Here is a 23,102-nt window from a genome sequence, read left to right as displayed (position 1 = left end):
CCCCCCGCGGGGGGGCGGGCCGGGGGGGGGGCGCGGGGGGGGGGCCCCCCCGCGGGGGGGGGGGCCCCCTTCTCAATGCTCGGCCTCAGTCCTCAGCGGACTCAGGTGATGTCGTCGTAGCCGTCGACGCGCCTGCCGAAGCGGTTGCGCCGCTCGTTCTCGCCCGGGTAGTCCTCGTCGCCGAGGTTGCTGGCGCCGACGTCGGCGGTCGCGCCCGTGTCGTCGGCGGCGCCGATGTCACTGGCCTCGTCGTCGTCCCACTGATCGTCGTAGGTGATGCCCTTGCGCTTGTCGTTCAGGTAGGCGACGCCGCAGGCCGCCAGGTACAGGATGAGCATGCAGATGGCGAGCGCCGTCATGCCGAACGGGTCGGGCGTGGGGGTGAAGACCGCGGTGAAGATGAAGCTCACCACGACCACGATCCGCCACCAGCCGAGCATCCGCTTGGCGTTGACGAGCCCGATCACGTTGAGCATCAGCATGATGAGCGGGAACTCGAAGCCGATCCCGAAGACCATCATCACCGAGAGGAAGAAGGTCAGGTAGTCCTCGAGGTTCAGCAGGATGACGAAGTCCTGGCTCGCCAGCAGCATGATGAACTCCATGCCGTGGGAGACCACGAAGTACGCCAGGACCGCGCCGGCCAGGAACAGGGGCGCGGCGATGCCGATGAAGAGGTACGCGTACTTCCGCTCGTTGCGGTGCAGGCCCGGGGCGATGAACGCCCACAACTGGTAGAGCCAGACCGGGGCGGTCCCGACCAGCGCCGCGTACAGCGAGATCTTCAGCATCAGGGCGATGTGCGAGATCGGCGAGTTGAGCACCGCCTCGCATTGCGCCCCGTCGCCGCTCTCCTGGACCGTCTGGCCGCTGATCGCCGAGCAGTACGGGTCGGCCAGGAACTGGATGAGCTCGTCGGCGAAGTAGAACGCGGCCGCGGTGCCCACCAGGATCACGATGACGGAGACGAGCAGGCGGTTGCGGAGGTCCGCTAGGTGCTCCATGAGCGTCATGGAGCCGTCTGCGGCGCGCTGGAACTTGGTCTTGCGTCTGCCTGCGCGCCGCGGAGGTTCGTCAGCCATATCGGTTACGGCCGCGTCCGGGCTAGCGGGTCTTCTTGTGGTCGACCGATTCGCCGTCGATCACGGTCTCGTTGACCGGCTGCGGCGGGTCGAGCGGCTCGCGCGTGTGCTTGGGCTCGGCGCGGGTGTCGCCGTCCTCGTCGGGGTTGTTGCCGTCCTTCTTCATGGCCTCGGTCTCGGACTTGAGGATGCGCATGGAGCGCCCCAGGCCCCGCGCCATGTCCGGAAGCTTCCGGGAGCCGAACACCAGCAAGATGACAACGACGAGAATGATGATGTGCCAGGGCTTCAATGCACCCATTGTTCGGTCCCTCCGGATATATGTCGGTGACGTAACCATCGTATGCCTCGCGGGAAGCGAGTGCCACGGAGCCTGAGACCTGGTTCACTCCGAGGTCACCGGTACCGGTCGTGGCTACGACATCGTCGAGCCGGACAAGCATGACCGACGTTTGACACTTCCGTCAACACTGGAGGCTTCGGGATCGCCGATCTTTATCAGAATGTGGCGGCCGTGACGGGGAAGCGTCACTCTCTGCGCGCCGCCCCCGTGGCCTTCTGGGCTTCGACGAGCGTCGCGTTCAAGCGTTCTTGCAGGTCCTGTAGTTGACCGGTGCGTTCTTGGACGCGGTCGAGGCCGTTCTTGAGTTCGCTCAGGCCGCTCAGGAGCCGCTTGGCCGCGACGGCCAGGATCACGAGTCCGGCGAGTGCCAGCACGACCGATATCGCCCAGATCATCGCCCCAGTGTACGAGCACGGTCCAGGGGCCGCGTCCGGGGTCAGGCGGTCGCGGCGTAGCGGGCCAGCGCGGTGCGCGCGGTCCGGCGGACCGCGTCGCGCAGTTCGGCGGGGGCGACGACCTCGGCCTCGCCGCCGAGGCCGAGGACGAACCGGCGGGCCCAGTCGAGGTCGCGCACGCGCAGGCGCACGCGGCGCCGCCCGTCCGGTTCGCCGGTGACGGCCTCACAGGGGTAGGTGTCGGTGACGTCCTTGGCGCCGGGGCCCAGGAGCAGCTCGATGCGGGGCAGCTCGGACTCGAGGAACGCGGTGGGCGCGGGCTGGTTGGTCAGGCGCAGCGGCTCGGAGGGCTCGTCGAGCTCGGTGCACGCGTCGATGCGGTCGATGCGGAACTGGCGGATCTCCCCGGCGGTGCGGCACCAGGCCCGCAGGTAGGCGTGGCCGTCGGCGGCGACGATCTCGATGGGGTCGACGACCCGTTCAGAGGTGGTGTCGCGGCTGGCCGAGTAGTAGGTGATGCGGGCGGCGTGCCCGGAGGCGACGAGGGCCGCGTAGCGCTCGGCGCCGGGGTCGGCGACGGTGTCGCGCACGGCGACGTCGGCGGGGGCCTCCCCCGCGGCGGCGGCGAGCTTGTCGAGCGCGGAGGCGATCGCGGCCCGGTCGCCGACGCCGGGCGTGTCGGCGAGGACCCGCAGGGCGACCGAGAGGGCGAGGGCCTCGTGGGCGGCGAGGCGGACCGGGCGGTCCATGCCGGCGGCGAAGAGGACGCGGACGGTGTCGGCGTCGAAGGCGAGGTCGATGAGGTCGCCGGGGCCGTAGCCGGGCAGGCCGCACATCCAGAGCATGGTCAGGTCGGCCTGGATCTGGGCGGCGGGCACGTCGAAGTCGGCCGCGATCTCGGCGATGGGGACCCCTTCGGGCCGCCGGACGAGGTACGGGACGAGGTTGAGCAGGCGCGCGAGCCGATTAGTCACAGCGTTCACTCCGGTTCGGGAGAGGGTGAGCGTGGCGAGCCGGCCGGGCGGGGCGGCGGGTGCGGCACGCGGCGTCCGCTCCGGTTCGGGGAGCGGCGGGCGCGCGGCGCCCCGCTGCCGGGCGGCGCCGGCCGGCGTGCGGACGGGTGGAGGCCCGGGTCATGACGTCTCCTCCTCGTCCGCCAGGGCCTGGAGGCACGCGACGGTCTCCTTGACCAGTTCGGGCGGCTCGAGCACGAGCACGTCGGGCCCGAAGGAGGCCAGCCAGGCGGCCGTGGCGGCGGTGTCGGTGTACGAGAAGCAGGCCTGGTCGCCCTCGGCGGTGCGCGGGCCGATCTGGTCGGCGCGGCGGCGCACGCCCCAGGCGCGCTTGGGCCGGACGAGGACCTTCGCGCGCGAGGACAGCTGGCGGTCCTCGGCCTCGACGGCGAACGCGAGGACGTCGACGTCCTCGGGGATCTCGTAGGCCCCTTCGGGGCCGGTCAGGCGGACCCTGCCGGCGATGCGGGAGAGCCGGAAGCAGCGCTGGGCGTCCCGGTCGAGGTCGTGGCCGGCGACGTACCAGCGGCCGCGCCAGGCCGCGCAGCCCCAGGGCTGGAGGCGGCGCTGCTGGACGCTCTCGTCGCGCGGGCCGAGGTAGTCGAAGACGACGGCGCGCCGGGAGGCGACCGCCTCGAAGAACGGCGCGAGCGCGGCCTCGGCGCCGGGCAGGGACTTGACCGGGGAGGCGGCGGCGTGGGACTCGACGTCGATGCCGGCGGCCCTGAGCTTGCGCAGGGCGTCGGCGGTCCCGGACTGGAGCTCGGGCTGCTGCCACAGGCGGGCGGCGGCGGCCACGGCGGCGGCCTCGGCGTCGGTGAACTCGATCTGCGGCAGCTCGAAGTCGGAGCGGGCGATCCGGTAGCCCCGTTCGCCGTCCGCGTAGAAGTCGATCCCGGACTGGAGCGGGATGCCGATGCGCCGCAGTTCGGCCTTGTCGCGTTCGAACTTGCGCTGGAACGCCTCGTGGGCCTTCCTGTCGTCGGGGTCGTGCTCGTAGCCGGGGACGGTCCGGGCGATCCTGCCGGAGGTCTGGAAGCGCCGCGAGGACAGCAGGCAGAGCACCAGGTTCACCAGTCGTTCAGTGCGATCGTTGGACACCCGCTCAGCCTATGCCCTCGCGGGGGCGGGCCGCCATCACGCCCTCCCCGCCGCGTCGCGTCGCCGTGCGGCCCTGAGGGGGCGCCGCCGGGCGCCTCCTGGCGCGGGGGCCCGATCTTGATAGTGTCCGGGCGTGATCAGATGGCGATACGGGACCGTCACGGGCGTGCGCGGCGGCTGGCGGGGCTGCACCGAGCTGGAGGTCGACGTCGAGGCCCGCGAGGGCGAGGGCGCGTTCTCGTGCAGGGGTCTGGCCTACGACGAGCTGGTGGGCGTCCCCGAGGTCGGCGACCGGGTGCTGCTCAACTGCAACGCCATCGCCAAGGGCCTGGGGACGGGCGGGTACGCGCTGGTCGTGGCCGTGCCGGACCGGCTGCCGGCGGACGTGGAGGGGCCGGGGCACATCGTCAAGGCCCGGTACACGCCGATGCAGGCGATGCGGCTGGCGGTGGACGAGGACGACTCGCCGCACCGGGCCGCGGTGGAGGCGTGCGAGGACCTGGGCGGAATGCCGGTGGTGGTCGCGGACCTGCACTCGGCGCTGGCGCCGGTGCTCGCCGGGATCCACGCGACGGCGCCCGACGCGAAGGTCGCGTACGTCATGACCGACGGGGGCTCGCTCCCGGCGTGGTTCTCGCGCCAGCTGGACCAGCTCTCGGATCGGCTGTGCGCGGTGGTGACCGCGGGGCAGTGCTTCGGCGGCGACCTGGAGGCGACGAACGTGCACAACGCGCTCATCGCGGCGCGGGTGGTCGGGGGCGCGGACATCGCGATCGTGGCGCAGGGGCCGGGGAACCTGGGGACGGGCACCGTGTGGGGCTTCTCGGGGACGGCCGCGGGCGAGGCGGTCAACGCGGCCGCGGTGCTCGGCGGCAGGCCGGTGGCGTCGCTGCGGATCTCCGAGGGGGACGCGCGCGAGCGCCACCGCGGGGTCTCGCACCATTCGATGACGGCGTACGGGAAGGTCGCGCTGGCGGCGGCGGACGTGCCGGTGCCGGACGAGCTGCCCGCGGAGCTGGAGGGGAAGATCCGGGGGCAGCTGGGCGAGCTGCCCGAGCGGCACCGGCAGATCGAGGTCGACTGCTCGGGGCTGGTCGAGGCGATGGAGGCGCTGCCGGTGAAGCTGTCCACGATGGGCAGGGGCCTCGACCGGGACCGGGTCTACTTCGTGGCGGCCGCGGCCGCGGGCAGGCACGCGGCCCAGGTGGCGAAGCGCCGCGACTGACGCTGCAACGCCCGATCCCCCACGACGCGAACCACTCTCGACTTCAGCTTGGCTTCAGGTCCACCCCGCTAGCCTTGCAACCGGGGGCCCTTTCCCAGCGCCGCGGCGCTCCTTCGGCATGCACCCGAACCTCTCTCGACTTCAGCTCCGCTTCAGGTTCACCGCGCTAGCCTCGAAACCGGGGGGCCTTCCCCAGGGCCCGAATGCCACTTCGGCGTGCCCTGCAACGCGAAACGCCCGCGCTTTCGCGCGGGCGTTCCTCGTCTGCTCGCCGCTAGAGCACGAACAGGACCACGATCCACAGGCCGATGACCCCGGCCAGTGCGAGCGCCAGGACCCAGGTCGGGACCTTGTAATCGCCGCGGCGGTTCCTCGCGATCTCCTCGCGGATGCGGGTGGTCCGCCGCTCGTAGGCCGCGACCGGGTCGAGCGCGCTCAGCGTGCCCGGCCTTCGCTCGTTCGCCCGCGCGGGTTCGGCCGCCTGCTCCGGTTCCACCCGGGGCTCCCGCTCGCCCGTGCGCTCTCGTTCCGTCACCGCCGGCCTCACATGCTGGCGATGAGCTTGTCGACGCGCTCGTCCCGCGACCGGAACGGGTCCTTGCACAGGACCGTGCGCTGCGCCTGGTCGTTGAGCTTCAGGTGGACCCAGTCCACAGTGAAGTCGCGCCGCTTCTCCTGCGCCTTGCGGATGAACTCGCCGCGCAGGCGCGCGCGCGTGGTCTGCGGCGGGACCTCCTTGGCCTCGAAGACCTCCACGTCCTGGGTGAGCCGCTCGGCCTCGCCGCGCTTCTCCATCAGGTGGTGCAGGCCGCGGCCGCGGCGGATGTCGTGGTAGGCCAGGTCGAGCTGCGCGACGCGCGGGCTCGACAGGGGCAGGCCGCGCTTCTCGCGGTAGCGCTCGATGAGCTTGTACTTGGCGACCCAGTCGATCTCGCGGGACACCGAGTCGAGGTCGCCGGACTCGACGGCCTGGAGGACGCGCCCCCACAATTCGATGACGCGCTTGGTGGTCGCGTCCGCGCCCCGCTGGTCGACGAAGTCGATGGCCTTCTCGAGGTACTCGCGCTGGATGTCCAGCGCGGAGGCCTCGCGGCCGCTCGCGAGGCGCACGAGGCGCTTGCCGGTCGTGTCGTGGCTGATCTCGCGGATGGCCCGGATCGGGTTCTCGAGGGTGAGGTCGCGCATGGTCACGCCGGTCTCGATCATCCGCAGCACGAGGTCGGCCGAGCCGACCTTGAGCAGCGTGGTGACCTCGTTGATGTTGGAGTCGCCGACGATGACGTGGAGGCGCCGGTAGCGCTCGGCGTCGGCGTGCGGCTCGTCGCGGGTGTTGATGATGGGGCGCGAGCGGGTGGTCGCGGAGGAGACGCCCTCCCAGATGTGCTCGGCGCGCTGGGAGAGGCAGAAGCGGGCCCCGCGCGGGGTCTGGAGGACCTTGCCGGCGCCGCAGATGAGCTGGCGGGTGACCAGGAACGGGATGAGGACCTCGGCGAGGCGCCCGAACTCGCCGTGGCGGCTGACGAGGTAGTTCTCGTGGCAGCCGTAGGAGTTCCCGGCGGAGTCGGTGTTGTTCTTGAACAGGTAGATGTCGCCGGCGATGCCCTCGTCGTGGAGGCGCTTCTCGGCGTCGATCATGAGGCCTTCGAGGATGCGCTCGCCGGCCCGGTCGTGCTTGACCAGGTCCTCGACCGAGTCGCACTCGGGGGTGGCGTACTCGGGGTGGGAGCCCACGTCGAGGTAGAGGCGGGCGCCGTTGCGGAGGAACACGTTGGAGGAGCGGCCCCAGGAGACCACTCGCCTGAAGAGGTAGCGGGCCACTTCGTCCGGGGACAGGCGGCGCTGTCCCCTGAAGGTGCAAGTGACCCCGTATTCGGTCTCCAGTCCGAAAATGCGCCTGTCCATGTCGAAAACCCTACCCCGATTCGGTTGAGGAGAACACCCCTCGCGGTCGAATGGTTCCGTTCCGCGACGGGCCCTATGGAGATTGTTCGCTGATCGGCGGCTCGCATCGGGTGGAGCCCGTCTGCGGCCGCCGGCCGGTCCGTCCATTTGAGTGGGACGGAGCCGTCTCGGTGGAGTGTCGGCGGAATGGTCGGGAACGGTGGCGACCGGACCGAGCGGGGCCGCGAAAGCGCGGGCGCTCCGCTCGGGCCGGTCGCGGGCGTCGCGGCCGGGCGGCGGTCAGGACTCCTCGGGGTCCGGGGCCTCGCCGTCGCCGGAGGCGGCCTCCGGGTCGGGTTCGGCCTCGGACTCGGCGCGGGGCATGAGCGCTTCGAGGGCGAGGCCCTCGATGCGCCGGAAGGCCCGGCCGGGGCGGGCCCGTTCGAGGACCGCGACCTCCAGGACGTCGGTGGTCAGCTCCCTGCGGGTGCCGTTGCCGCCGTCCGAGGACAGGGCCCGCAGGGCCAGCGCGAAGGCCTCGGCGAGCGGGGCCTCGAAGTCGTGGCCCTCACCGAGGACCTCGCCGAGCTCCTCGGCCGCGCCGCCCATGGCGAAGTAGCCGGGCTCGTCGTTGATGGACCCGTCGAAGGTGAGCCGGTAGAGCTCGTCCTCCTCGGGCCTGGCGCCGACGCCGGCGACGCAGATCTCGACCTCGAAGGGCTTGGTCTGCTCCGAGAAGATCCCGCCGAGGGTCTGCGCGGCGGCCTTGGCGAGGCTGGCGGCGTTGACGTCGCGGCGGTCGTAGGAGTAGCCGCGCAGGTCGGCCATGCGCACCAGGCCGGTGCGCAGGATCTCGAACTCGTTGTACTTGCCGACGGCGGCGAGGCCGATGCGGTCGTAGAGCTCGTAGACCTTGTGGAGGGCCGAGGAGACGTTCTCGGCGACGAGCAGGACGCCGTCGGCGCAGGAGAGCACCACGACGTTGCGGCCGCGGGAGATGTTCTTGCGGGCGAACTCGGCCCGGTCCCGCATGATCTGCTCGGGACTGGTGTAGAACTGCATGGCCATGTCCGGCTCCTCTCCTTATCCGTAGGGGTTCTCGGTGCGGGCCGCGATGACCGAGCGGGCGACCTCGGCCACGACGGCCTCGTCGATCCGCTTGGAGCCTTCGGCGGTGGCGGTCATGACCACGGGGTAGAGGTCGCGGGTGGGGTCGGGTCCGCCGGTGGCGGAGTCGTCGTCGGCCGCGTCGTAGAGGGCCTCGACGGCGACGGCGACCGCCTCGTCGGTGCCGATGTCCCTGCGGTAGCGCTTCTTGAGCGAGCTCTTGGCGAAGATCGAGCCCGAGCCGATCGAGTCGTAGTCGCGTTCGGCGTAGATGCCGCCGACGACGTCGAAGCTGTAGATCCTGCCCGCTTCCGGTATCGAGGGCGCGTCGAGGTCGAATCCCGCGAAGAGGGGGACGACCGCGAGACCCTGGAGGGCGATGCCGAGATTGCCGCGCAGCATGGTGGCGAGGCGGTTGGCCTTGCCGTTCAAGGTGAGCGGGGCGCCCTCGATCTTCTCGTAGTGCTCGAGTTCGAGCTGGTAGAGCTTGACCAGCTCGATGCCGAGGCCGGCCGTGCCCGCGATGCCGACGAGCGAGTAGCCGTCGGCGGGGAAGACCTTCTCGATGTCGCGGCTGGAGATGTAGTTGCCCATCGTGGCGCGGCGGTCGCCGGCCATGACCACGCCTTCGGCGGTGCGCAGGGCGACGATCGTGGTGGCGTGGGCGCTGATCTCGGCGTAGTCGCCCGGGGGCAGGGGCCTTCGCCCCGGCAGCAGTTCCGGTGCCGCCTGCATGAGGAACTCCGAGAAGGAGGAGGTTCCAGCCGTCATAAACGCGTTGGGCAGTTTGCCTGGGAATCCTTGACCTGTCACGACATGACCTCCCTGATCCTCTATTCAAAAAACGCGGCGCGCCGCTTCGTCCCGCGGGGCCGGAGGGAGCCGGTGGGGGCAAGACCCCTGATGCGCCTCAAGGCCGTCGCATCAGGTGGCCCTGTCACCGGCAGGGGGCCTACTGGCCGCCCTTCTGCACGAACGAGCGGACGAACTCCTCGGAGTTGGTCTCCAGGACGTCGTCGATCTCGTCGAGCAGGTCGTCGACGTCTTCGGTGATCGCTTCGTGTCGTTCGGCGACCTCGGGGTCCACCGCGGCCTCAGTGGTCTCGGCGTCTGCCTCCTGCCGAGACCGCTGTGACTGCGACTGCCCGCCTGAGTCCTTCGCTGCCATGGCCGTTCCCTTCTACCTTGTCGGTGCCTAAACCGTACCGCGAGAGTACGACAGCACGCCAGATACGACGCTGTACCGCTGCGTAATATTCCCGCGACTGGACGGAGTCGTCAATCGGCGGTGATGACGTCGAGGAGGTCCTTGGCCGCCTCGCAGCGGTCGAACAACTCCCCCACATGGGCTTTGGTGCCCTTCTCGGGCTCCATCATGGGCACTCGCACGAGCGAGTCGGCGCCGACGTCGAAGATGACGGAGTCCCACGAGGCCGCGACGACCTCGGAGGGGTAGCGGGCCAGGCACCGGCCGCGGAAGAACGCGCGGGTGTCGGCGGGCGGCTCGGTCATCGCGTCGATGATCTCGGTGTCGGTGAGCAGGCGCTTCATCTTGCCGCGGGCCACGAGGCGGTGGTAGAGCCCCTTCTCGGGGCGCACGTCGTGGTACTGGAGGTCGATGGCCTGGAGCTTGGCGGCGCCCCAGTCGAGGTTCTCGCGCTCGCGGTAGCGGTCCAGGAGCGAGAGCTTCGCGGGCCAGTCGAGCATGTCGGCCAGCTCCATCGGATCGCGCGCCAGCGCGTCGAGGACGAAGGCCCACTGGTCGAGGACCTCGCGGGTGTCGGGGTCGGCGTCGGCGCCGCAGTAGGCCTCGGCCTGCTCCAGGATGGACTGCTGGAGTTCGACGGCGGTGAGGCGCTTGCCGTTGCGCAGCTCGATCTTGTGCTTGAGGCTCGGGTCGTGGGAGACGGCGCGCAGTTCGGCGACGGGCTCGCTGATGCCGAGGGAGCCGTCGAAGGCGCCGGACTCGATCATGGACAGCACGATGGAGGCGGTGCCGACCTTGAGGAAGGTGGCGTACTCGGCGAGGTTGGCGTCGCCGATGATGACGTGGAGGCGCCGGTAGCGCTCGGCGTCGGCGTGCGGCTCGTCGCGGGTGTTGATGATGGGGCGCTTGAGCGTGGTCTCCAGGCCCACTTCGACTTCGAAGAAGTCGGCGCGCTGGGAGATCTGGTAGCGGTGCTCGGAGGCGTCCTGGCCGATGCCGATGCGCCCGGCGCCGGCGAAGACCTGGCGGGTGACCAGGAACGGCGTGAAGTGGGCGACGATGTCGGCGAAGGGGGTCTGGCGCGACATGAGGTAGTTCTCGTGCGCGCCGTAGGAGGCGCCCTTGTTGTCGGTGTTGTTCTTGTAGAGGTTGATGGGGCCGATGCCGGGCGTGTGGGCCGCGCGGAGGGCGGCCTCGGCCATGGTCATCTCGCCGGCCTTGTCGAACAGGACGATCTCACGCGGGTTGGTGACCTCGGGGGTCGAGTACTCCGGGTGCGCGTGGTCGACGTAGAGGCGGGCGCCGTTGGTGAGGATGACGTTGGCGAGCCCGGAGTCCTCGTCGGCGAGGTTCTCGGCGGGGTCGTAGAGGGCGCCGGTGTAGGTGAAGCCGCGCGCGTCGCGCAGGGGGGTCTCCTCCTCGTAGTCCCACCTGGCGCGGCCGCCCTTGGACAGCTCGGGGCGCGCGGCGTAGGCGTTGACGATCTGGGAGGAGGTCACCATCGGGTTGGCCCCCGGCTGGCCCGGCACGGAGATCCCGTATTCGATCTCGGTGCCCATAATGCGGCGTACGGTCATGCTTTCGAGCCTAGTCCGTTCCGGCGCGCTTCCGCTCCCTCCGATCAAGGAGGTTTGGATTTCCCGGCCGTCGATCCGCACGTTGTCCGCAGGCGCAGTGTTCATGGCGCCCGGTTACCCGCCGCGGGGCGGGTCGACACGTGCCGGGGGAAGCGGCACCGGCCGGCGGGTCGCCCCGCCGGCCGGTCGCCCTCGTCTGCTTACAGGCGGTGCCTTAAGTACCTTCCGCTCCGCCACAGGCGGCGCCTCCGGTACCTTCCGCTCCGCCACAGGCAGCGCCTCCGGTACCTTCCGCTTCGCTACAGGTACTGACCGGTGTTCGACACGGTGTCGATGCTGCGGCCGGAGTCGGGGCCCTTGCCGGAGACGAGCGTGCGGATGTAGACGATCCGCTCGCCCTTCTTGCCGGAGATGCGGGCCCAGTCGTCGGGGTTGGTGGTGTTGGGCAGGTCCTCGTTCTCGCGGAACTCGTCGACGGTGGCGTCGATGAGGTGGCTGAGCCGGATGCCCTTCGAGTGGTGCGTCAGGAAGTCCTTGATGGCCATCTTCTTGGCGCGCGCGACGATGTTCTCGATCATCGCGCCGGAGTTGAAGTCCTTGAAGTAGAGGACCTCCTTGTCGCCGTCGGCGTAGGTGACCTCCAGGAACCGGTTCTCGTCCACTTCGGAGTACATGCGCTCGACGACCGCCTGGATCATGGAGCCGACGGTGGCCTCGCGGTCCTTGTCGTGCTCGGCGAGGTCGTCGTCGTGCAGCGGCAGGGTGCCGGTGATGTACTTCGAGAAGATGTCCTTCGCCGACTCGGCGTCGGGCCGCTCGATCTTGATCTTGACGTCCAGGCGGCCGGGCCGCAGGATGGCCGGGTCGATCATGTCCTCGCGGTTGGAGGCGCCGATGACGATGACGTTCTCCAGGCCCTCCACGCCGTCGATCTCCGACAGGAGCTGGGGGACGATCGTGTTCTCGACGTCGGAGGAGACGCCGGAGCCGCGGGTGCGGAAGATCGAGTCCATCTCGTCGAAGAACACGATGACGGGCATGCCCTCGCTGGCCTTCTCGCGGGCCCGCTGGAAGACCAGGCGGATGTGCCGCTCGGTCTCGCCGACGTACTTGTTCAGCAGCTCGGGGCCCTTGATGTTGAGGAAGTAGGAGCGCCCGGAGGCCTCCTCGCCGCGCATCTCGGCGACCTTCTTGGCCAGCGAGTTCGCGACGGCCTTGGCGATGAGGGTCTTGCCGCAGCCGGGCGGGCCGTAGAGCAGGATGCCCTTGGGCGCGCGCAGCTCGTGCTCGCGAAAGAGGTCGGCGTGCAGGAACGGCAGCTCCACGGCGTCCCGGATCATCTCGATCTGGCCGTCGAGCCCGCCGATGTCGTAGTAGTCGACGTCGGGGACCTCTTCGAGGACCAGCTCCTCGACCTCGCTCTTCTGGATGCGCTCGTAGGCGTACCCGGCGCGGGGCTCGATCATGACCGAGTCGCCGGCGCGCAGCGGCGAGTTGATGAGCGCGTCGGAGAGCAGCACGACCCGCTCCTCGTCGGCGTGGCTGGTCACCAGGGCGCGGTCCGGCGGGGCGCCGCCGGGGTTCTCGATCAGCTCCTTGAGCGTCACGACCTCGCCGATGCGCTCGTAGTCGAGCACCTCGACGACGTTCATGGCGTCGTTGAGCAGGACCTCCTGACCGCGTTCGAGCTCGTCGGCGTCGATCGACGGCGCGAGCGAGACGCGGAACTTCCGGCCGGAGGTGAAGACGTCGACGGTGCCGTCCTCGCGGGCCCCCAGGAACACGCCGTAGCCGGACGGCGGCTGCGCGAGGCGGTCGATTTCCTCCTTGAGCGAGACGATCTGCTCGCGGGCCTCCTTCAAGGTGGCCACGAGCCGCTCGTTCTGTTCCGACAGGCGGTCGATCTGGGATTGGGCCGCCGAGAGCCGTTCTTCCAGAATGTGCATGTGTCGGGGCGTTTCGGTGAGACGGCGCCGAGCCGCGGCCAGTTCTTCCTGGAGCTCTTCGACCTGTCCTGACAGTTCGTCGTGCTCTGAGCCCTGGCCCAGGTTCTGTCGACGGTCATCGTTGCTGCGTGCCACGGGTCACACCTCCCGAGAGAGTGCTGGTACTCCAACCGTAGCTGGCTGGGGACGCCAATAGTAAGACTCGACACCGACATTGCGCCAGCTTCTTCGCGGCAATTAATCTGGGGGACATGGCTGAGGAACGTGAACTGGAAGTGTCGATCGACCAGGACGCCTGCACCGGGGACGGGCTGTGCGTGCAGTACGCGCCTACGGTTTTCGAGTTCGACATCGACGGCCTGGCCTACGTCAAGGACACCGACGGCGAGCTGTTGACTACCGCGGGTTCGCAAGTCACGGTGCCTGACCACCTGCGACTGGACATTGTGAACGCCGCTCACGACTGCCCGGGCGAGTGCATCTACGTCCGCGACCGGGCCGACAAGACGGCCGTGGCCGGACCGGGCGCCGACGACTAGCGGGGGCCGCCGCCGGGCGGTTCCGTTCCGTTTCGACACACGGAAAGTCGTGAATCCGACTCATGAAGTGGGCGGATTGTTACACGAAGTCACTCGCCGGCGTCGGGCGTGTCGCCGGCGTCGGCGCGCCGGGCCTCGACTTCGGCGGCGATGCGCTCCTTGCGCTCGCGCAGGGCCTGCTGGCCCTTGGAGGGCTTGAGCTTCCGCGCCGGGGCCACCGTGCCGGGGGCGAGCTTGCGGGCGGTGATGAGGAACGCGGTGTGGGCGATCATGCGGTGGTCGGGGCGCACCGCCAGGCCCTCGAGGTGCCAGCCGCGGATGAGCGACTCCCACGCCTCGGGCTCGGTGAAGGTCTTGCGCTCGCGCAGGGCCTCGACGAGCTCGGACATCTGCGTGGTGGTGGCGACGTAACCGACGAAGACCCCGCCGGGCCGCAGGATGCGCTCCACAGTGTCCAGCACCTCCCAGGGCGAGAGCATGTCGAGCACGACGCGGTCGACCGGCTCCAGGTCGGCCTCGGCCACGTCCCCCACCGTCAGGGTCCAGTGCGCCGGGACCTCGCCGTAGTAGCCCTCGACGTTCTCGCGGGCGATCTTCGCGAAGTCCTCGCGCAGCTCCCAGGAGTGGACGTGCCCGGTGGGGCCGGTGGCCCGCAGCAGCCAGTTGGTCAGCGCGCCCGAGCCGGCGCCGGCCTCGACGACCCGCGAGCCGGGGTAGATGTCGCCGAACGTGAGGATCTGGGCGATGTCCTTGGGGTAGATGACCTGGGCGCCGCGGCGCATCGACAGGCCGTAGTCGGGCAGGAGCGGGCGCAGCGCGAGGTAGGCGGTGCCGCCCTCGGTGGTGACGGTGACGCCGTCGGGCCTGCCGATGAGGTCGTCGTGGAAGAGCCTGCCCCGGTGGGTGTGGAACGCGCCGCCCTCGGCGAGGGTGATGGTGGCCTTGCGGCCCTTCGCGTCGGTCAACTGGACGCGGTCGCCCGGCTCCAGCAGGTCAGATGCCACTTCGCGTGTCTCCTTGGTCGTTTACGGCTCGTCGGCCCCGCCGAGGCCGCTCGTTCGCAGTCCCGGCTTCGCGGAGGCCGCTCGTCGAGGGCTCGCGAAGGTCGCCGACGCCGCTCGTTCACGGGTCGCGGACGTCGCCGGGGCCCGGTGGGTCCGCAGCATCTTAACGGAGGGCCTTGACCACGTCGGCGGTGTAGAGCAGCCCTGTCAGGCGGCCCTCATCGACCACGAAGAAGCGTTCGGCGCCGCTCTCGCCGATGGCGTCGACCAGGGCCTGGCCCTGGAGTCCGGCGTCGATCCCGGGGATCCGCTCCGCGGACCTGAGCAGTCCCGCCAGGGGCATCGCGGCGACCTGCCCGGGCGGGACGGCCTCGGCGGCGGCGCGGTCGAGGACGCCGACGGGGCGGTCCGCGACGGCGACGACCTCGCGCCCGGACGCGGCCGCGAGCGCCTCGCCGAGGGTCGCGTCGGCGGGCACCAGCGCCGCCGGGCGGGCCAGCGCGGCGGCGTCGAGGGCCTTGACGCGCGGGCCCATGCGGGCGGCGCGGATCGCGCCCGAGGCCCCGCGCCACAGCTCGAAGGAGACCAGGAGCAGCAGGAGCAGGCCGATCCAGGAGAACCAGGCCGCGGCGAAGAGCCACAGGCCCGCCCCGACCGTGGCGACGGCGACGACCCGGCCGGCCCAGCCGGCGAGGCGGTAGCCGGTCCAGCGGTCGCCCGTGGCGGCCCAGATGCCCGCCTGGAGGGCCTTGCCGCCGTCCAGCGGCAGGCCCGGCAGGAGGTTGTAGACGGCGACGAGGAGGTTGGCGACGCAGATCTGGAAGCACAGCTGCCAGGAGAGGGAGCCGACGGTGGTGGCGAAGAGCCCGAGCAGGCCGAGCAGGCCCAGCGCGGCGGAGACGGCCGGGCCCGCCAGGGCGATGGCCGCGGCGGTGCCGGGCCGGGCGGCCTCGCGGTCCATCTCGGTGAAGCCGCCGAGGGCGTCGAGGTTGATCTGGCGCACCCCGATGCCGGCGCGCAGGCTCACCAGGGCGTGGCCGAGCTCGTGGAGGAGGACCGAGACGAGCAGGGTCAGCGCGAAGAGCGCGGCCACCAGCAGGGAGGCGCCCGCGCCGATGCCGGGGACCGAGCGCTGCACGATCGGGGCGTAGACGGCGACGACCATGGCGGCCAGGAGCAGCCAGGTGTAGCCGAGGGTGACGGGGATGCCCTTGAATCGGACGAGCGTGAATCCGGATCGGCGGAAGGCCAGGACGTTGGTTGTCGACATCGGCGGCAATGCTACGCGCCCGGCCGGGCGCGCGCCGGTACGGCTCGTGCGCGCCGGGCGGCCGGGGGCGGGCCGGTCAGGCGGGCCGGACCCGGAAGGCGTGGGTGGCGTAGGGCAGCGCGAAGGTCTCCTTGCCGTCGAGGTCGGGGTGCGTGTCGAGGACGTCGGCGACCTCGGCGAGGATGCGGCGCTTCCGGTCGTCGTCGGCGGTGAGGTAGTAGGAGCGGGACTGGATGAGGCGGAGGACGCCGGGCCGGTCGACGACGCGCTCGTGGCGGAAGACCCGGAGCTCGGGCTCGGCGAACTCGCGGCCGAAGTAGCCGGGCGTGGCGGCGGCGACGGCGTCGCGCTCGCCCTGCGAGGCGTCGACGACGGCCCAGACGGCGGCGACCCAGGGGGTCGTGTGGTCGCGGAGGTTCCAGACGGGAGCGAGGACGCCGTCGGCGCGCAGGACGCGGCGCAGCTCGGGGAGGGCCTTGGGCCGGTCGAACCAGTGGAAGGCCTGGCCGGCGGTGATGACGTCGGCGCTGCCGTCGGGGAGGGGGAGGGCTTCGGCGGCGCCCTCGTGGGCGGCGGCGAGGCCGGGGCTGGCGGCGGTGAGCTTGGCGCGCATCCGCGGGTCGGGTTCGACCGCGGTGACGCGGTGGCCGAGGGCGATGAGGCCGCGGGTGAGGAGGCCGGTGCCGGCGCCGACGTCGAGGACGTCGGCGGGGGCGTCGCCGGTGAGCCAGCGGAGGGCCTCGGCGGGGTAGGCGGGACGGGCGGCGTCGTAGAGGTCGGCGGCGGGGCCGAAGGAGCGGGCGGCGTTCGCGTCGATGGTCATGCCATAAACCGTACACGCGTTATGTTACATGGGCGGGGCGGGCGGGCCGAATGTCGGTGGGCCGCCTTATGCTCGGAGGATGCCGAACGCCACCCGTCCGACGCAGTTGTCCCCCTCGCGCGCCAACGACTTCAAGCAGTGCCCGCTGCTGTACCGGTTCCGGGCGGTCGACCGCCTCCCCGAGCCGCCCTCGCGCGCGCAGGTGCAGGGCACGCTGGTGCACGCGGTGCTCGAGCGGCTCTACGACCTGGAGGCGGGCCGGCGCACCCCCGCCGAGGCGCTGGCGATGATCGAGCCGGAGTGGTCGAAGCTCCAGGCGAACCAGGAGTACTCGTCGCTGTTCGACGACCTCGACGACGAGTCGGGCTGGCTGCGGGGCGTCCGGGGCCTGGTCGAGGGCTACTTCGCCATGGAGGACCCCCAGCGCCTCCAGCCGCACCGCACCGAGTGCCTGGTGACGGCCACGCTCGACGACGGGACGCAGCTCAAGGGCTTCATCGACCGCGCCGACGTCAACCCCGCCGGGCTGGTGCGGCTCGTGGACTACAAGACCGGGAAGCGCCCGCCGGACCGCTACGCGGACAAGGCGCTGTTCCAGATGAAGTTCTACGCCCTGGCGTGGTGGCGCACCCGCGGGACGGTGCCGACGCTGCTGCGCCTGATGTACCTCGGCGACGGCCAGGTGCTCGACTACTCCCCCGAGGCGCGGGAGCTGGAGCAGTTCGAGCGCACCCTGAAGGCGCTGTGGGCCTCGATGCGGGAGGCGATCGCCACGGGCCTGTTCCGGCCGCAGAAGTCGAAGCTGTGCGGCTGGTGCGCCCACCAGAAGCTGTGCCCGGAGTTCGGGGGCGAGCCGCCGGCGTATCCGCTTCCGACGGTCCTTCCAGGACTGGAGATGCCTCCTACCTGAGGCGGACGCCCGGATCATTCTCTCGTTCGATGAAACGGAAGTGGACCGCGGATACGGTGTAGAGCGTGCAAGCCGCCTCCTCCTTCCGACGCCTGCGCTGCTGGCTCCACGAGCGGCCGATGATGTCGGACACCTTCCTGGCCGTCGCCCTGGCGATCGGCTACCTCGGCTTCTACTCGATCTCGGTGTCGGTCGGCTCGGACCTCCGCCTCACCTGGGCCGAGGCCGGGATGATCGCGGTGCCGTTCTCGGTGATCGTCCTGCGGCGGAAGTGGCTCTGGGGCGGCATCGCGCTGTCGATGGCGATCATGGGGGCGTCGGTGCTCGTCGAGCCGCTCCGGACCATGGGGTTGGACAGCGGCGTCGGCATGTTCGTCCTGACGTACACCGCGGCCGCGTACCGGCCGCTGACCAGGGCGCTGGTGGCCGCGGCTGTCATCTGGGGCTCGGTGGTGCTGGTCCTGCAGTCCGCCGCGTTCATGTACGGCGACCCCACGACCGGCACCCTGGTGTCGCTGCTCAACCTGGTCATGGCGGCCACCGTGTTCTGGATCGGATGGGTCATGCGCAATCGGCGCGAGAAGGTCGAAGAGCTCTCGGACCGGGCCCGGATGGCCGAGGAGCGCCAGGACGCCCTCGCCGCCCAGGCGGTGGCCGACGAGCAGCGGCGCATCGCCCGCGAGCTGCACGACGTCGTGGCGCACCACATCTCGGTCATCGGCGTCATGTCCGAGGGCGCCAAGCGGGTCCTGCGGACCGACCCCGACGCGGCCGAGGAGGCGCTGACGACGGTGAACCAGACCGCCCGCACGGCGCTGCGCGAGATGCGGGACATCCTGACGGTGCTGCGCCAGGGGCACGACGAGGCCGGGAGCGCCGACCTCGAACCGCAGCCTACAGTGGACTCGCTGCGGGCCCTGGTAGCCCAGACCAAGGACGCCGGGCTGCCGGTGCGCTACACCGTCCGCGGCGAGGAGTACCCGCTGCCGACCGGCGTGAGCCTGGCGGTCTACCGCATCGCCCAGGAGGCGCTGACGAACACCATCAAGCACGGCGGGGCGCACGCCCGGGCCGGAGTGGTCGTCGACTACGGCGAGGCCGAGTTCCGGATCTCGGTCGGCGACTCGGGCCGCGGCGCCCCCGTCGTCCCCGAGTTCGCCGGGGGCCACGGCCTCATCGGCATGAGGGAGCGCGCCACCTTGTACGGCGGCACCCTCGAAGTCGGGCCCCGGCCCGGCGGCGGCTACCTCGTCGAGGCCCGCTTTCCCAAGAACGCGCACCTTCAGGGAGTCACCCGATGACCGACCGGCCGATCCGGCTGCTGCTCGCCGACGACCAGCAACTGCTGCGAGCGGGATTCAAGATGGTGCTCGGCGCCGAGACCGACATCGACATCGTCGGCGAGGCCGGCGACGGCGTCGAGGCCTTCGACCTCACCCGCCGCCTCGTGCCCGACGTGGTCCTCATGGACATCCGCATGCCCCGCCGCGACGGCGTCGCGGCCACCGCCGACATCGTCGCCGCGAACCTGCCGACCCGGGTGCTGGTGCTGACCACCTTCGACCTGGACGAGTACGTCGTCGGGGCGCTGCGGGCGGGCGCGGCCGGGTTCCTCACCAAGGACGCCCCCGCCGCCGACCTGGTCGAGGCCATCCGCACCGTCCACCGCGGCGGCGCGGTGGTGGCCCCGCACATCCTCTCGACCCTGCTGGGGCGCTTCGCCGAGCACCGCGGCGCCGAGAGCGACCGCACCCCGGCCATCCTCGACGCGCTCACCGCCCGCGAGCGGGAGGTGCTCCTGCTGCTGTCGAAGGGCTTGACGAACGCCGAGATCGCCGACGCGCTCACCGTCGGCGAGACCACGGTCAAGACCCACGTGGGGCACCTGCTCACCAAGCTGGGCGTCCGCGACCGGGTCCAGGCCGTGGTCCTGGCCTACGAGAGCGGCCTGGTCAAGCCCGGCGGGGACGAGCGCTGAGGTCGCGGCGGCGGACCCCGGCGAAGGTAGTACCGCGGCAGGGGTCCCTCCGCCTTCCGACGTAGTCGAAGACCGTTCTCGAAGCGGATGCACGGGTGCCCCGGCTCCCATATCGTCAGAGATGGCCGGTCGTACCACGACGCCACATGACATCATGTATGATGTCACAATCTGGCGCATCGACGTCATGAATATGCACCACTGATAGCACCCACCGCCCGCGAGCGGCGTCTCGCGGGCAAGGAACTCAGCCAACCGAATCCCTCGGTACACCGACACCTTCACCGAAAGCGAGAGCGTCGTGTCCACCGCATCCCCCGTCAAAACCACAGCCGTAGCGGCCCAAGGCGTCTGGAAGGCCTACGGCTCAGGCGAGGCCCAGGTCGTCGCCCTGCGCGACGTCTCGGTCGAATTCGCCTCCGGCGCCTTCACCGCCATCATGGGCCCCTCCGGGTCCGGCAAGTCCACGCTCATGCACTGCCTCGCCGGCCTCGACACCACCGACCGCGGCACCGTGCACATCGGCGACACCACGCTCACCGGCCTCGGCGACAAGGCCCTGACGAAGCTGCGCCGCGACAAGATCGGCTTCATCTTCCAGCAGTTCAACCTGCTGCCCACCCTCACGGCCGAGGAGAACATCACCCTCCCGGCGGCCATCGCCGGCGCCAAGGCCGACCCCGACTGGATCAAGCGGATCATCCACACCCTGGACCTGTCCGACCGCCTGTCCCACAAGCCCACCGAGCTCTCGGGCGGCCAGCAGCAGCGCGTGGCCTGCGCCCGCGCCCTCGCCTCGCGCCCCGAGGTCGTCTTCGCCGACGAGCCCACCGGCAACCTCGACACCCGCTCGGGCACCGAGGTCCTGCGGTTCCTGCGCACCAGCGTCGACGACTTCGGCCAGACCATCGTCATGGTCACCCACGACCCGAGCGCGGCCGCCTACGCCGACCGCGTCGTCTTCCTCGCCGACGGCCAGATCGTCGAGGACATGGCCGACCCGACCGCCGACAAGGTCATCGACAAGATGAAGCACTTCGAAGAGCTCGTCGCCGCCGCCCAAGGGGAGAACGCCTAGCCATGCTGCGCGCCACCCTGAAGGGCATGGCCAGCCGCAAAGCCCGCCTCGTCCTCACCAGCCTCGCCGTCGTCCTCGGCACCATGTTCGTCGCCGCCGCGATGGTCCTGACCTCCACCATGGAGAAGTCGGTCACCGGCGTCATCGCCGACGCCTACATCGGCGTCGACGCGGTGATCACCAACGACACCGAGCCCGCCGCAGCCCAGGGCAACACGCCCAGCGCGAACACCGTCCCCGCGAGCGTCCTCGACGAGGTCGCGGGCGTCGACGGGGTCGACCGCGTCGCCGGAGAGGTCTCCGGCCAGGTCAACGCGATCGGCTCGAACGACAAGCTCGTCGGCACCTTCGCGCCCACCATCGCCCTCACCTGGGACCCCGAGGACGACAGCGGCTACCTCGAACTCCAGGACGGCCGCGGACCCGAGGCCCAGGGCGAGGTCGCCGTCTCCACCAAGTTCGTCCAGGACTCCGGGTTCGACGTCGGCGACACCGTCACCGTCTACTCCTACACCGCCGACCGCACCGACTTCACCATCGTCGGCGTCTACGGCCTCTCCGGCGACCGCGACTCCCTCGCGGGCGAGACCCAGATGGCCTTCACCGTCCCCGACGCGCAGTTCCTGCTCGCCCAGGGCGAGGACGTCTACACCACCGTGTACGCCTACGGCGACGGCATCGACACCGACGCCGTCGAAGCGGCCATCACCGCCGACGACATCCGGGTGCAGACCGGCGAGGAGGCCTCGGAGGAGGCCGCCGAGGGCTTCGCCGTGGTCGCCGACATCATGGGCTACATCTTCCTCGGGTTCGGCCTCGTCGCCGTGTTCGTCTCGGTGTTCCTCATCTTCAACACGTTCACGATCATCGTCGCCCAGCGCCAGCGCGAGCTCGCCCTGCTGCGGGCGATCGGCGCCGGCCGCCGCCAGGTCGTCGGCTCGGTCCTCGCCGAGGCGACCGTCATCGGCGTCCTGGCCTCCGTCCTCGGCCTCGGACTCGGCATCCTGCTCGGCTGGGGCCTGGCCCAGATCGTCAGCTCCTCCGCACTCGGCGGGCTCGCGATCCAGCTCCAGATCCCGCTCACGATCCTGTGGGCGCCGGCCGTCGGCATCGGCGTCACCGTCCTGTCCGCGCTCGTGCCCGCCGTCAAGGCCTCCGGCGTCCCGCCGATCGCCGCGATGCGCGAGGCGGTCAACCCGCCGAAACCGCTGCGCGGCATCACCATCGCCGGCGCGGCGGTCACGCTGGTCGGCGGCGTCCTGGTCGCGCTCGGCCTCACCGACAACCTCGGCCTCGGCGGGTTCCTCACCGGCGTCGGCATCGCGTTCGTGGGCATCACGCTGCTCACCCCGATCCTGTCGCGGCCGCTGGTCGCGCTCCTGGGCTCGGTCATGTCCTGGTCGTTCTCGGGGCGCCTCGGCAGGCTCAACGCCGGGCGCAACCCGCGGCGCACCGCGATCACGGCGTCCGCGCTCATGATCGCCGTCGCGCTCATCACCGGCATCGCCACGCTCGTCTCCAGTCTCAAGGCCACCACCTCGGACATGCTGGAGACGAGCCTGGAATCCGACCTCATCGTCGGCGGCATGCAGGGCGGGGCCAACGTCCCGACCTTCTCCCCCGAGACGCTCGCCGAGATCCGCGACCTCCCCGACGTCGAGTCCGTCGGCGACGTGTACGTCGACTTCTTCGGCACCCAGGTGGACGGCGAGGACACGCCCCTGTCCGCGAGCGAGGACCTCACCGCGAGCCTCGCCATCTTCGGGAGCGAGGTCGCCGACGGCTCGGTCGAGGACATGCCCGCCGAGTCGGTCGCCGTCAGCGAGGGCATCGCCGAGAACTTCGGCGTCGGCCTGGGCGACGCGGTCCCGGTGACCTTCGCCGACGGCACCACCGAGGACCTGGAGGTCGTGGCCCTCATCGCGGACAGCGACCTGACGAACGGCTGGTGGGTCGCCCCCGAGCAGGTCGAGCACTTCACGATCCCCAAGCCCATGCAGGCCTACATCAACGTGGCCGACGGCGCCGACGTCGACGCCGTCCAGGACGAGGTCGAGGGCATCCTCGCCGACGAGCCGGAAGTGGGCGTCACCAACAACGCCGAGTTCGTGGCCCAGCAGACCGGACAGCTCGACGTCCTCCTGTGGTCGGTGCAGATCCTGCTGGCGCTGGCGATCATCATCGCCGTCATCGGCGTGGTCAACACCCTCGTCCTGTCCGTCCTCGAGCGCACCAGGGAACTGGGGCTCCTCAGGGCGGTCGGCATGACCCGAGGCCAGGTCCGGCGCATGATCACCGTCGAGAGCGTCATCATCTGCCTCTTCGGCGCGGTCCTCGGCATCGCGGTCGGCATCGGCATCGGCTGGACCGTCCAGCAGGCGCTCGAGGGCGAGGGCCTCGAGCAGTTCGCCCTCCCGTGGGGCCTGATCATCGGCTACCTGGTCGCGGCCGTCGCCGTGGGCCTGCTGGCCGCGATCGCCCCCGCCGCGCGGGCCGCGAAGCTCAACGTGCTGGGGGCCATCTCCTACGAGTAATCCGCAGACCTGAACAGGAAACCAGGGAGTGGGGGGGGGGGGGGGGGGGGCCCCCCCCCGCCCGGGCCCCCCCCACCCCCCCCCCCCCC

At 70.9% G+C, this 23,102-nt stretch carries 22 protein-coding genes; 7 read left to right on the top strand and 15 right to left on the bottom strand.

The features are described from left to right. Positions 1 to 101 precede the first annotated feature (101 nt). The 5 genes from tatC to LO763_RS30210 all read right to left on the bottom strand — a co-directional run bounded on the left by tatC (position 102) and on the right by LO763_RS30210 (position 3,934). Positions 102 to 1,082, bottom strand: a complete 981-nt coding sequence (tatC, locus tag LO763_RS28065; protein ID WP_230791911.1) for a twin-arginine translocase subunit TatC — start codon at positions 1,080 to 1,082, stop codon at positions 102 to 104. 22 nt (positions 1,083 to 1,104) lie between these two features. After that, positions 1,105 to 1,383 carry a Sec-independent protein translocase subunit TatA gene (gene tatA, locus LO763_RS28060; RefSeq protein ID WP_230791902.1) on the bottom strand — a complete coding sequence of 93 codons (279 nt, stop codon included), beginning with the start codon at positions 1,381 to 1,383 and terminating at the stop codon, positions 1,105 to 1,107. Positions 1,384 to 1,610: 227 nt separating this feature from the next. Further along, on the bottom strand, positions 1,611 to 1,820 hold the full coding sequence (locus tag LO763_RS28055) for a hypothetical protein (protein WP_230791900.1): 210 nt from the start codon (positions 1,818 to 1,820) through the stop codon (positions 1,611 to 1,613). A gap of 41 nt (positions 1,821 to 1,861) precedes the next feature. Next, the gene (locus LO763_RS28050) at positions 1,862 to 2,794 is read right to left on the bottom strand and encodes a helix-turn-helix transcriptional regulator (RefSeq protein WP_230791898.1); all 933 of its coding nucleotides are present in this window, start codon (positions 2,792 to 2,794) and stop codon (positions 1,862 to 1,864) included. Between the two features lie 159 nt (positions 2,795 to 2,953). Beyond that, positions 2,954 to 3,934: a helix-turn-helix transcriptional regulator gene (locus tag LO763_RS30210; protein ID WP_230791891.1), complete on the bottom strand. Its 981-nt coding sequence runs from the start codon at positions 3,932 to 3,934 to the stop codon at positions 2,954 to 2,956. 133 nt (positions 3,935 to 4,067) lie between these two features. Here LO763_RS30210 and LO763_RS28040 point away from each other — a divergent pair, with 133 nt between their 5' ends. Next, complete coding sequence (locus LO763_RS28040) at positions 4,068 to 5,159, top strand: DUF3866 family protein (protein WP_230791879.1); 1,092 nt, start codon at positions 4,068 to 4,070, stop codon at positions 5,157 to 5,159. Positions 5,160 to 5,433: 274 nt separating this feature from the next. Here LO763_RS28040 and LO763_RS28035 read toward each other — a convergent pair whose 3' ends face one another. The 7 genes from LO763_RS28035 to arc all read right to left on the bottom strand — a co-directional run bounded on the left by LO763_RS28035 (position 5,434) and on the right by arc (position 13,012). Further along, positions 5,434 to 5,655 carry a hypothetical protein gene (locus LO763_RS28035; RefSeq protein ID WP_230791877.1) on the bottom strand — a complete coding sequence of 74 codons (222 nt, stop codon included), beginning with the start codon at positions 5,653 to 5,655 and terminating at the stop codon, positions 5,434 to 5,436. Positions 5,656 to 5,702: 47 nt separating this feature from the next. Next, entirely contained in the window at positions 5,703 to 7,061 is a 1,359-nt protein-coding gene (gene pafA / locus LO763_RS28030; RefSeq protein ID WP_230791873.1) for a Pup--protein ligase, read from the bottom strand. Between the two features lie 279 nt (positions 7,062 to 7,340). Continuing rightward, entirely contained in the window at positions 7,341 to 8,108 is a 768-nt protein-coding gene (prcA, locus tag LO763_RS28025; protein WP_230791868.1) for a proteasome subunit alpha, read from the bottom strand. Between the two features lie 15 nt (positions 8,109 to 8,123). Continuing rightward, complete coding sequence (prcB, locus tag LO763_RS28020) at positions 8,124 to 8,918, bottom strand: proteasome subunit beta (RefSeq protein ID WP_230791842.1); 795 nt, start codon at positions 8,916 to 8,918, stop codon at positions 8,124 to 8,126. 181 nt (positions 8,919 to 9,099) lie between these two features. Next, positions 9,100 to 9,315: a ubiquitin-like protein Pup gene (locus tag LO763_RS28015; RefSeq protein ID WP_230791830.1), complete on the bottom strand. Its 216-nt coding sequence runs from the start codon at positions 9,313 to 9,315 to the stop codon at positions 9,100 to 9,102. Positions 9,316 to 9,425: 110 nt separating this feature from the next. Then, entirely contained in the window at positions 9,426 to 10,931 is a 1,506-nt protein-coding gene (dop, locus tag LO763_RS28010; RefSeq protein WP_230791816.1) for a depupylase/deamidase Dop, read from the bottom strand. Positions 10,932 to 11,230: 299 nt separating this feature from the next. Beyond that, a complete protein-coding gene (gene arc, locus LO763_RS28005) occupies positions 11,231 to 13,012 on the bottom strand; it encodes a proteasome ATPase (RefSeq protein WP_369432112.1) in 1,782 nt (593 codons plus the stop codon). A 116-nt stretch (positions 13,013 to 13,128) separates the two neighbouring features. Here arc and LO763_RS28000 point away from each other — a divergent pair, with 116 nt between their 5' ends. Then, positions 13,129 to 13,416, top strand: coding sequence for a ferredoxin (locus LO763_RS28000; RefSeq protein WP_230791793.1), 288 nt, complete (start codon positions 13,129 to 13,131; stop codon positions 13,414 to 13,416). A gap of 89 nt (positions 13,417 to 13,505) precedes the next feature. On the opposite strand, the gene LO763_RS27995 is transcribed toward LO763_RS28000, so the two are convergent. The 3 genes from LO763_RS27995 to LO763_RS27985 form a co-directional block, all read right to left on the bottom strand. Continuing rightward, entirely contained in the window at positions 13,506 to 14,420 is a 915-nt protein-coding gene (locus LO763_RS27995) for a tRNA (adenine-N1)-methyltransferase (RefSeq protein WP_230791784.1), read from the bottom strand. A 163-nt stretch (positions 14,421 to 14,583) separates the two neighbouring features. After that, entirely contained in the window at positions 14,584 to 15,690 is a 1,107-nt protein-coding gene (locus LO763_RS27990; protein ID WP_230791782.1) for a M50 family metallopeptidase, read from the bottom strand. A 76-nt stretch (positions 15,691 to 15,766) separates the two neighbouring features. Next, the gene (locus tag LO763_RS27985) at positions 15,767 to 16,513 is read right to left on the bottom strand and encodes a class I SAM-dependent methyltransferase (protein WP_230791780.1); all 747 of its coding nucleotides are present in this window, start codon (positions 16,511 to 16,513) and stop codon (positions 15,767 to 15,769) included. A gap of 79 nt (positions 16,514 to 16,592) precedes the next feature. Between LO763_RS27985 and LO763_RS27980 the strand changes: the two genes are divergently transcribed. The 5 genes from LO763_RS27980 (at position 16,593) to LO763_RS27960 (ending at position 23,013) form a co-directional block, all read left to right on the top strand. Next, positions 16,593 to 17,423 carry a RecB family exonuclease gene (locus LO763_RS27980; protein WP_230791778.1) on the top strand — a complete coding sequence of 277 codons (831 nt, stop codon included), beginning with the start codon at positions 16,593 to 16,595 and terminating at the stop codon, positions 17,421 to 17,423. 65 nt (positions 17,424 to 17,488) lie between these two features. Then, on the top strand, positions 17,489 to 18,724 hold the full coding sequence (locus tag LO763_RS30205) for a sensor histidine kinase (RefSeq protein WP_230791776.1): 1,236 nt from the start codon (positions 17,489 to 17,491) through the stop codon (positions 18,722 to 18,724). Continuing rightward, positions 18,721 to 19,401 carry a response regulator gene (locus LO763_RS27970; RefSeq protein WP_230791774.1) on the top strand — a complete coding sequence of 227 codons (681 nt, stop codon included), beginning with the start codon at positions 18,721 to 18,723 and terminating at the stop codon, positions 19,399 to 19,401. The genes LO763_RS30205 and LO763_RS27970 overlap by 4 nt, the downstream gene beginning before the upstream one ends. A 301-nt stretch (positions 19,402 to 19,702) precedes the next feature. After that, entirely contained in the window at positions 19,703 to 20,479 is a 777-nt protein-coding gene (locus tag LO763_RS29485; protein ID WP_230791772.1) for an ABC transporter ATP-binding protein, read from the top strand. Between the two features lie 26 nt (positions 20,480 to 20,505). After that, a complete protein-coding gene (locus tag LO763_RS27960) occupies positions 20,506 to 23,013 on the top strand; it encodes an ABC transporter permease (protein ID WP_230791770.1) in 2,508 nt (835 codons plus the stop codon). Positions 23,014 to 23,102: the final 89 nt, after the last annotated feature.

The sequence above is a fragment of the Glycomyces amatae genome (genome assembly GCF_020991375.1).
GTDB lineage: Bacteria > Actinomycetota > Actinomycetes > Mycobacteriales > Micromonosporaceae > Glycomyces > Glycomyces amatae.
This window is presented reverse-complemented; position numbering and strand designations above follow the sequence as displayed.

Excerpts from the sequence above, each read along its gene's own strand:
- tatC (WP_230791911.1), bottom strand. The coding sequence starts at position 1,082 with ATGGCTGACGAACCTCCGCGGCGCGCAGGCAGACGCAAGACCAAGTTC.
- tatA (WP_230791902.1), bottom strand. The coding sequence starts at position 1,383 with ATGGGTGCATTGAAGCCCTGGCACATCATCATTCTCGTCGTTGTCATC.
- LO763_RS28055 (WP_230791900.1), bottom strand. The coding sequence starts at position 1,820 with ATGATCTGGGCGATATCGGTCGTGCTGGCACTCGCCGGACTCGTGATC.
- pafA (WP_230791873.1), bottom strand. The coding sequence starts at position 7,061 with ATGGACAGGCGCATTTTCGGACTGGAGACCGAATACGGGGTCACTTGC.
- prcA (WP_230791868.1), bottom strand. The coding sequence starts at position 8,108 with ATGGCCATGCAGTTCTACACCAGTCCCGAGCAGATCATGCGGGACCGG.
- prcB (WP_230791842.1), bottom strand. The coding sequence starts at position 8,918 with ATGACGGCTGGAACCTCCTCCTTCTCGGAGTTCCTCATGCAGGCGGCA.
- LO763_RS28015 (WP_230791830.1), bottom strand. The coding sequence starts at position 9,315 with ATGGCAGCGAAGGACTCAGGCGGGCAGTCGCAGTCACAGCGGTCTCGG.
- dop (WP_230791816.1), bottom strand. The coding sequence starts at position 10,931 with ATGACCGTACGCCGCATTATGGGCACCGAGATCGAATACGGGATCTCC.
- LO763_RS28000 (WP_230791793.1), top strand. The coding sequence starts at position 13,129 with ATGGCTGAGGAACGTGAACTGGAAGTGTCGATCGACCAGGACGCCTGC.
- LO763_RS27990 (WP_230791782.1), bottom strand. The coding sequence starts at position 15,690 with ATGTCGACAACCAACGTCCTGGCCTTCCGCCGATCCGGATTCACGCTC.
- LO763_RS27985 (WP_230791780.1), bottom strand. The coding sequence starts at position 16,513 with ATGACCATCGACGCGAACGCCGCCCGCTCCTTCGGCCCCGCCGCCGAC.
- LO763_RS27980 (WP_230791778.1), top strand. The coding sequence starts at position 16,593 with ATGCCGAACGCCACCCGTCCGACGCAGTTGTCCCCCTCGCGCGCCAAC.
- LO763_RS27970 (WP_230791774.1), top strand. The coding sequence starts at position 18,721 with ATGACCGACCGGCCGATCCGGCTGCTGCTCGCCGACGACCAGCAACTG.
- LO763_RS27960 (WP_230791770.1), top strand. The coding sequence starts at position 20,506 with ATGGCCAGCCGCAAAGCCCGCCTCGTCCTCACCAGCCTCGCCGTCGTC.